At 51.0% G+C, this 7713-nt stretch carries 8 protein-coding genes; 6 read left to right on the top strand and 2 right to left on the bottom strand.

What is annotated here, in order from left to right; genetic code table 11:
• Positions 1-1539, bottom strand: a 1539-nt coding sequence (gene murJ, locus EJP87_RS11840; protein WP_130472088.1) for a murein biosynthesis integral membrane protein MurJ, incomplete at its 3' end; no start/stop codon positions are given.
• A gap of 102 nt (positions 1540-1641) precedes the next feature.
• On the opposite strand from murJ, the gene rpsT reads away from it, so the two are divergent.
• The 4 genes from rpsT (at position 1642) to EJP87_RS11820 (ending at position 4224) form a co-directional block, all read left to right on the top strand.
• Positions 1642-1920: a 30S ribosomal protein S20 gene (rpsT, locus tag EJP87_RS11835; RefSeq protein ID WP_130472087.1), complete on the top strand. Its 279-nt coding sequence runs from the start codon at positions 1642-1644 to the stop codon at positions 1918-1920.
• On the top strand, positions 1920-3404 hold the full coding sequence (locus tag EJP87_RS11830) for a DEAD/DEAH box helicase (RefSeq protein ID WP_130472086.1): 1485 nt from the start codon (positions 1920-1922) through the stop codon (positions 3402-3404). The genes rpsT and EJP87_RS11830 overlap by 1 nt, the downstream gene beginning before the upstream one ends.
• Before the next feature lie 99 nt (positions 3405-3503).
• Positions 3504-3983 (top strand): protein-export chaperone SecB, encoded by a 480-nt coding sequence (secB, locus tag EJP87_RS11825; protein WP_130472085.1) that lies wholly within the window; start codon positions 3504-3506, stop codon positions 3981-3983.
• Positions 3984-3999: 16 nt separating this feature from the next.
• Positions 4000-4224: a PP0621 family protein gene (locus EJP87_RS11820; RefSeq protein ID WP_130472084.1), complete on the top strand. Its 225-nt coding sequence runs from the start codon at positions 4000-4002 to the stop codon at positions 4222-4224.
• Between the two features lie 18 nt (positions 4225-4242).
• Here the strand turns inward: EJP87_RS11820 and EJP87_RS11815 are convergent, their stop codons facing one another.
• Positions 4243-5712, bottom strand: a complete 1470-nt coding sequence (locus tag EJP87_RS11815; RefSeq protein ID WP_193771328.1) for a M48 family metalloprotease — start codon at positions 5710-5712, stop codon at positions 4243-4245.
• 169 nt (positions 5713-5881) lie between these two features.
• Here EJP87_RS11815 and fliJ point away from each other — a divergent pair, with 169 nt between their 5' ends.
• Complete coding sequence (gene fliJ, locus EJP87_RS11810; protein WP_193771327.1) at positions 5882-6352, top strand: flagellar export protein FliJ; 471 nt, start codon at positions 5882-5884, stop codon at positions 6350-6352.
• On the top strand, positions 6349-7038 hold the full coding sequence (locus EJP87_RS11805) for a MotE family protein (protein WP_130472081.1): 690 nt from the start codon (positions 6349-6351) through the stop codon (positions 7036-7038). The genes fliJ and EJP87_RS11805 overlap by 4 nt, the downstream gene beginning before the upstream one ends.
• Positions 7039-7713 lie beyond the last annotated feature (675 nt).

Genomic DNA, 7713 nt, shown 5'->3' with positions numbered 1-7713 from the left:
CAGCAGACCACCAGTCAACAGGATAGGAAGCAAAACCATGGCCTTATATATTGTGGAAGCGGCAGGTTGCCAAAAGGTGGTTTGGCTCCAATAGAGAAACAGGGTCATCACACTGGTTGCCACAACCGTTTTGGCAAACAGAGTCCACACCGAGGTTCCGGGACGATAGCCCACTTTGCTGCGCAAATGGTAAAACAGTAGTCCGGCATTCAAAAAGGCAGACAATGATGTAGCCAAAGCCAAACCGGCATGCTGCAACGGTACCAGAAGCAGTAAACTGAAGAGGATATTGGCCAGCATACAGATAATGGCAATCCGCACCGGAGTGCGCGTATCTTTCAGGGAATAAAATACCGGAGCAGCAATTTTGATAGCCGAGAAGGCGCTTAAACCGAGACCATAGGCAAAGAGTGCGTTGGCTGTCAAGTGCGTGATCTCACTGTTGAACGCACCTCTTTCAAACAACAGAGAGAGAATCGGTTCGCGCAAGGTCAGCAAACCGGCAGTCGCCGGAATGTTGATAAAGAGCATCAAGCGTAAAGCAAAATCCAAATCATGGCGTAATCCATCCAGATCATTATGGGCAACTCGTGCCGAAAAGCTGGGCAAAATTGCCGTACCCATGGCAATGCCAATCAAGCCTAATGGAAATTCCACCAAACGATCGGCATAGTAGAGGTAAGAGATGGAGCCTGCGGGTAACCAGGAGGCGATGAAGAGATCAACCAACAGATTGATCTGGGCCACGGAGACACCCAAAACAGAAGGGCCCATCAAGGAGAGCAAACGGCCAATAGCCGGATGTCGGTGCTCCTTGGAAAGGGTTTGCCAACGCATTTTCAGAGGAATACCCAACTGCTTGAGTGCCGGCCAGAGCATGGCCAGTTGCACGATGCCACCCAATAACACGCCGATGGCCAAGCCCATGATGGGTTGATCCAACTGTGGCGCCACAATAAGTGCTCCAAAAATCAGGCATAAATTTAACAACAACGGATTGAGCGCCGGCAGGGCAAATTTGTTGTAGCAGTTTAATATGCCGCTGGCCATGGCCACCAGAGAGATAAATAAAATGTAGGGAAAGGTGATCCGCGTCAGATCCACAGTCAATTGAAATTTGTCTGTTTGCTCGGCAAAGCCAGGAGCGGCGATATAGACTACAAAAGGCATAAAGAGTTGGCCCAGTAACACCACCAACAATAATATGACGGTCAAGGCGGTAAAGATGGCTTGTGCTGCTTCCCGTGCTGCCTCCCGGTTGCCGCTGGCGACATAGTCGCTGAATACCGGGATAAAGGCGGTATTGAATGCCCCTTCCGCAAACAGGCGACGCAAAAAATTGGGCAGCTTGAAAGCGACAAAAAAGGCATCCGCACCCATTCCCGCTCCAAAATGATGCGCCAAAACCATGTCACGAATAAAGCCCATGATACGGGATAATAAGGTAAATAAACTGATTGTACCCATGGCACGCATCAGGTTGCGACGGCTGGGTACAGGAGCCGAGGAGGGCGAGGAGGGGACCGATTCAGAAGACATGGATAAAAAACCTTTGCGACATGATTTGAACGGGTTGAGAAAAGTCAATCAATCTGGTATCCTGTCAGGATCACTTATTCAGCAATAGGGAGTTTTTGTTCCGTGGCAAATATTAAATCCTCTCTTAAGGATGTGGAGCGGTCGGAGAAACGTAATAGCCGCAATCGCAGTGCCAAAGCACGTATGCGTACCTTCTGCAAAAAAGTATTGTCCGCTGTTGACGCAAAGGATCTGCCAGGTGCAGAAGAGGCATTGCGTCAAGCGGTATCCGTGTTGGCTGTAACCGCACGGAAAGGCATTATCCATGACAATGCGGCCGCCCGCCATGCCCAGCGTTTGAACGCCAAGGTAAAGGGTTTGGCACTGGCTCATGCCTCTTGATGAAATTTTCCGAACTGGCTATTCCTGAACCGGTTATGCTCGGTATACGGGCATGTGGATTTACCGAGTGTACGCCTATTCAGGCATTGACCTTGCCCCTGACCCTGGCCGGCCGTGATGTGGCCGGACAGGCTCAGACCGGTACTGGCAAAACGGCTGCTTTTCTCATTGCGGCACTCAGTCGGATTGTTGACCAGGACAGCTCTACCGTTCTCCCCAGCACCACACCAGGGACTCCACGTATTCTGATCATTGCACCCACCCGTGAATTGGTGGTGCAGATTGAACAGGATGCCCGCACTTTGGCCGCCCATACCGGTCTGCACATTCTCGCTGTATATGGTGGTGTGGACTATGAAAAACAGCGTCTGGCGCTGTCAGAAGGGGTGGTTGATCTGCTGATTGGCACACCGGGTCGTCTGATTGATTATCTCAAACAGAAAACCTATCACTGTGATCAAGTGCAAGCCCTGGTGATTGATGAAGCTGATCGCATGTTTGATATGGGTTTTATCGCCGATCTGCGCTATTTGCTGCGCCGTTTGCCTCCCCATAGCCAGCGCCTCTCCATGCTGTTTTCCGCTACCCTCTCCTATCGGGCCCAAGAGCTTTCCTACGAATATATGGACTCCCCAGAGGTGGTCTCCACCCCAATGGATGTCAAGACAGTACAGCAGGTAACCCAATGCCTGTATCATATCGAGGGGAGAAAAAAGATCAGTCTGTTGGTGGGCTTGCTGCATCGTGATTTGGCAGAGAGTGATGGCGCAGTCCCAGGGCGCATCATGATTTTTACCAATACCAAACGTATGGGTGAGACTCTGCAAAATTGGTTGGAAGCAAATGGTGTGGTCAGTGGCTATCTTTCGGGCGATGTACCGCAAGCAAAACGATTAAGGGTCTTGCAGCGTTTTCAGTCTGGAGAGTTGCCGGTTTTGATCGCCACCGATGTGGCAGGAAGAGGCTTGCATATTGATGGTGTTACCCATGTCATCAATTTTGATCTGCCTGAAAATGCCGAGGATTATTTGCATCGCATCGGCAGAACCGCACGTGCTGGAGCCAAAGGAGATGCCATCTCTCTGGTAGATGAGGAGGGGGCCTATCGCTTGGAACAGATTGAAGCCTATTGCGGCAAAATCTATGTGGCCTGGGCACCCGATGAGCTGTTTGTTGAGTTGCATCGTCCTCTCTCCTCATCACAACCGCGTAGCATGGCTGCTGGCAGCACAAAAAGAGCAATGATCCAGCGCAAAGGCAAAAATAGTTTTGTTGCGCCAAAGACGGTTGCGCCCTCTATTGCTGCTGGCGATACTGGCCAGACAGAGGATACGGTAATATCTGCCTCCGAGGAGAGTGAGGCAGCAGCAACGACCGGCAAGAAAAGAGTACGTCGGCGTCGTAATAGAACGCGCAACGCTACCGATGCGTTGACCCAGGATGTTGCCCCAGCAAGCGAATCTGCTGCAGCGTTACCATCGTAAACGGGAGCGCCAGACATCCCTGATTTTTGCATGTGCAGAGCATAGGGAGCTCTGTGCGTAAAAGGCTATCTCCACCTCTTTTTACTTAAGGCAGCCACCATGTCTGATGAAACACTTGCCCAAAACGACGCAAACGCGCAGCAGGCGGAAAATACCCCTGTATTTCATGTGGAAAAGCTGTATCTGAAAGATCTCTCCTTTGAAAATCCCAATGCACCAGAGATTTTTCGTGAAGAGACCGAGCCACAGGTGGATTTTAATTTGGAAACTGGCGCAGTGCAAAAAGGGCCGGATCATTTTGAGGCAACGCTGCATGTGACTGTCAAGATGGTAAATGGCGAACGGACACTGTTTTTGGTAGAGCTCACCTTTGCCGGTCTCTTTTTATTGCGCAACATGCCACGCGAATTGATTGCCCCAATGTTGGGTATTGAATGTCCATCGATCCTTTTTCCGTATGTGCGTCATTTGGTCTCCGAGATGATCACCCAGGGAGGGTTCCGACCGATCGTGTTGGATCCCATCAATTTTTCCGCTTTGTATCACCAATCGCGGAGCCGGGAACAGGCCACTCAATAGATGGAGTGTTTGGCCCATGCTGAATCTGCTGCGTACACTGTTGTTGATCGGGCTGGCGATTTGGGCCGTCAGAGTGATCTGGCGCTGGTTGCATCCACCAGCGCCAGCAGTACGCCAGCAGCAAGAACAACCCACACAGGCTTTATCCCGCTGTAGTCGTTGTGGAACCTTGATTCCGCAACAGATGATCCTCTGGCACCAAGATAAACCCTTTTGCAGCAGCGCCTGCCGCGATGCCTGATGAGGGGAAGAGGGTGTCTTATTCGTTAGCTTCGCCGCGACGAAAGAGCGATTTGTCCAATTGATCCAGCTTGGCCATCTCATCGCGAGCAATATTTTTACCGGCATCGCCTGTCGCAAATTGGCGAATCGCCTCTTGATAATGCCACTTGGCAACCTTCTTTTCGGCAATCAGATAGTGATAACGTGCCAATGCCAGATGGCTCGCACCCAAATGGTTTTGTTTGCCCTCCACCACTCCGAGCAGATAGAGATATTCTGCCGAAAGTGGGTTTTCCAAGGTCAAAGGACGTAAAATACGACTGGCCTCTGGCCATTTTTCTTGTTCGTGCAGGGCAAATGCCAGACGATAGAGCAGATCAGCGTTGGTTTTTTTCGGTTGATATTGCAAAGCGGTGCGAAAATCGCTCTCCGCGCTTTCCGGTTTGCCCTGTTCCAAACGCACCAGACCACGTTCACGCAGCAGATAGGGGTCGGTTGGCCGCCTTTTGAGCAAGGTTGCCAAATCTGCTTCTGCTGCCGCCAATTGTCCCATATAGCGCTGGCCTACTGCCAGACCGTAACGAATCGCCACATTGTCAGGATCCAGATCCAATTGTTTGCGAAAACGGCCAAGCACCCCTTGCAAATCTGAGCTGGTACCCGCTTCGAGAACCGCTTGTGCACGCGCCAGGAGGAATTGATGCTCTTCCAGTGTCTGACTGGCTGCGCCCACTCTCTGCTTGCCCCCTGCCTGCTGTTCGCGCCGCTGTTTGTTGAAGGTCGCACCTTCATCAGGTGAGCTCAGGGCATCAATCTGTTGTTGACCCTCCATCAACCGTTGTGAACTGAGCGGATGGGTCAGCAAATAGGGGGGAGGGAGATTGCTGATGCGCTGTTCCCGATTGATGCGCTCCATAAAACGGACCATGCCCTGTGGATCAAATCCCGCTTCCGCTAGATAGTGAATCGCCAAACGGTCGGCTTGCGTCTCCTTGTCGCGCATGCTATCCAGCAAGGTGCTTTGTGAGGCGGCGGATCCTCCCATAATGGCTGCCTGGGCAATTTGACTGTTGCCTGTTGCCACCCCAGCGGCGATACCGGCAGCCATGGTGGCCATGGTACGCAAGGTGACATCTTTCAGCGTTCCCTCCAACTGGATATGGTGTCCTGCTGCCAGATGTGCCAATTCATGGGCAATAACCGCTGCCAGTTCATCGCGATCACGGACAGACAAGATCAAGCCGCTGTTCAAAACAACATGTTGACCAGGCAAGGCCAAGGCATTCAATGATTGGTCCAGCAGGACATGAAAACGAATTTCTCCCGAGCGAATGCCGGCAATTTTTTGCAGAGGTTCACCCAAGGCCATCAGCAAGTCTGCCGTCTCTGGACCGGTTACCAGAGTGACTCCCTTCTTGCCAGAAGCAGCAAGTGGCCAAATCGGTAGCATACAAAAGAGCCAACTCGCTAAAAACCAATAAACAGTTAGTGGAAAAAATTTTTTCATGGTGCTATCCTGGCGCAAAGGGGGGCATGCAGATTGCTTGTTTGTCCGGCAACACACTGACTCATCTGCATTGATTAAGTGGCTCTCCATTTGTTTACTGGATTATAGGGCGGCCTTGCCGTTACAGTGTGGCTTATTATTGTGACTTTGGCGAGAGAGAACGTGCATTGTGGCAAATCGCTTTAATCGTCTGGTCGAATTGCGGCGCATTCGGGAAGAGAGCAACGGTACGGTTTTTGCGCGTGTTTTGGCGCGCTTGGAGGGGCTGAAGCAGGATCTCGGCAAATTGGATCAGCAGACAACAGAAGAACAATCAGCCATGCGCCTCTCTTTAAGCGGTCACGAGGATCGGGCTGCCAAACCTGTATTGGCTGCGGGGATGATGGATGATTTTTTGCGTGGACAATCCTGGCGCCGTCAACGTTTGCAACAGATGATTGCCGCCGCCCAATTGGATATGGAAAAGGCAAAAGAGGCATGGTTGGCCGCACGCATGCAGCTTCGGCAAGCGGAAAAGCTGGCGGAGCGTGAAAAATTGCGGCAACATGAACAGGCAGAACGGAATGAAAAAAAGGCAATGGATATGGTGGGTGTGCTGCGGAATCAAACCTATTTCAGGCAAGAAGGAGATGTAGAATGATGGGCTCGCCACAACGGATGCGGGAATGGCATGGCAAACCCCATAGACGGTTTGGTATACCGCTGCTCTCCGCTCTCTGTCTTTCGGCAACATTGTTGTGTGCTGTTTCCCAGGAGTCCGTTTGGAAAATCGGCATCTCTGAGGCGGCGGCTGCCGAAGCGGCTGCTCCTGCCAAAGCAGCGGCACCAGCAGCCGGCAAGCCAGGCGCAACTGCGCAACCTGCAGCCAAGGATAAAGGAAAAGAGTCCGCTGCAGGAGAAGACAAGGCGGTCGGGATTGGAGATCCAGCAAGTTTATTGAATGACTTGGAAAAACGTCGGGTCGAACTGGAAAAACGGGCCAAATGGCTCGATCTGCGGGAAGCGGATCTGAAACGTTTGGAAGAAAAGCTGGCCAAGCGTGTGGCTTCTCTGGAGGCATTGCGTAATGAGATTCGCGCCAATCTGGAAAAAGAGAAGGTGGTGGATGATGCCAACATTACCCGTTTGGCAAAAATTCTCTCTGGGATGAAGGCCAAAGCGGCTGCCGAAGGTTTGAAATCGATGGATCGTGATACGGCGGTTTTGGTGCTCAAGGTGATGAAGGAAAAGGTGGCTGCCAAGATCCTCAACAAGATGGATAACGAGCAGGCGGTGCAATTGGCCAACGAGCTTGGCATTCCTATGGCAGAAAAAAAACATAATTAACAATCTGTTAGGCGTTGTTTGAGAGAAAAATGGTCCACACCCCATTTTTTCTCTCAAGTCAACGGCCAACAAACCGATAAGTAAGGCATAGGGTGACGGTACTGAACAAAGCAACTCCTCAGAATCAAGTCACTTTAAGTGAGTCAGCTCCATGATGGACTGATGACGCACCGGGTAACCAGGAAGGTTGCTCGCCAGGTTTATACCAGACCTCTCGGTCAGGATAAATCGCCAGGGTTAGGGTTGGCCCTGTAAAATGAACAACTCACCTCCAGCCAAGGATGGATAATGAAACGTGATTCAGATGAATCACTGTATCGGGAGGTAAAATACCATGAAGATCTCTCTGTTGTTTCCCTCGGAGTATCATGCTCCACCCCAGTGTGCACGGCCTGTTTTCCAGGATACGGCATCCCAGTTTGAGAATGTGTTGCTACACTATATAAACGAATAAAATCAGACAGGTGGGTTAATTCTGTCCAGGTATATCTGCATCAATGCCTGTGAACAGAGCAAGCTGAATGTGGCTTGTCGCCCTCTTGAAGGTGGAAGATTTTGACAGTACCTGCTCTGGTGAAGAGAGTTTTGCGCTATCTTGTATGATTTAAGTTAAGATTGTTTACGATTAATATTGCTTTTATTGTTTTATTCTGTGTTGGGGCCGGGCTGGTCCCC

The sequence above is a fragment of the Candidatus Magnetaquicoccus inordinatus genome (assembly GCF_004217665.1).
Lineage (GTDB): Bacteria > Pseudomonadota > Magnetococcia > Magnetococcales > Magnetaquicoccaceae > Magnetaquicoccus > Magnetaquicoccus inordinatus.
This window is presented reverse-complemented; position numbering and strand designations above follow the sequence as displayed.

Excerpts from the sequence above, each read along its gene's own strand:
- EJP87_RS11830 (WP_130472086.1), top strand. The coding sequence starts at position 1,920 with ATGAAATTTTCCGAACTGGCTATTCCTGAACCGGTTATGCTCGGTATA.
- secB (WP_130472085.1), top strand. The coding sequence starts at position 3,504 with ATGTCTGATGAAACACTTGCCCAAAACGACGCAAACGCGCAGCAGGCG.
- EJP87_RS11820 (WP_130472084.1), top strand. The coding sequence starts at position 4,000 with ATGCTGAATCTGCTGCGTACACTGTTGTTGATCGGGCTGGCGATTTGG.
- EJP87_RS11815 (WP_193771328.1), bottom strand. The coding sequence starts at position 5,712 with ATGAAAAAATTTTTTCCACTAACTGTTTATTGGTTTTTAGCGAGTTGG.
- EJP87_RS11805 (WP_130472081.1), top strand. The coding sequence starts at position 6,349 with ATGATGGGCTCGCCACAACGGATGCGGGAATGGCATGGCAAACCCCAT.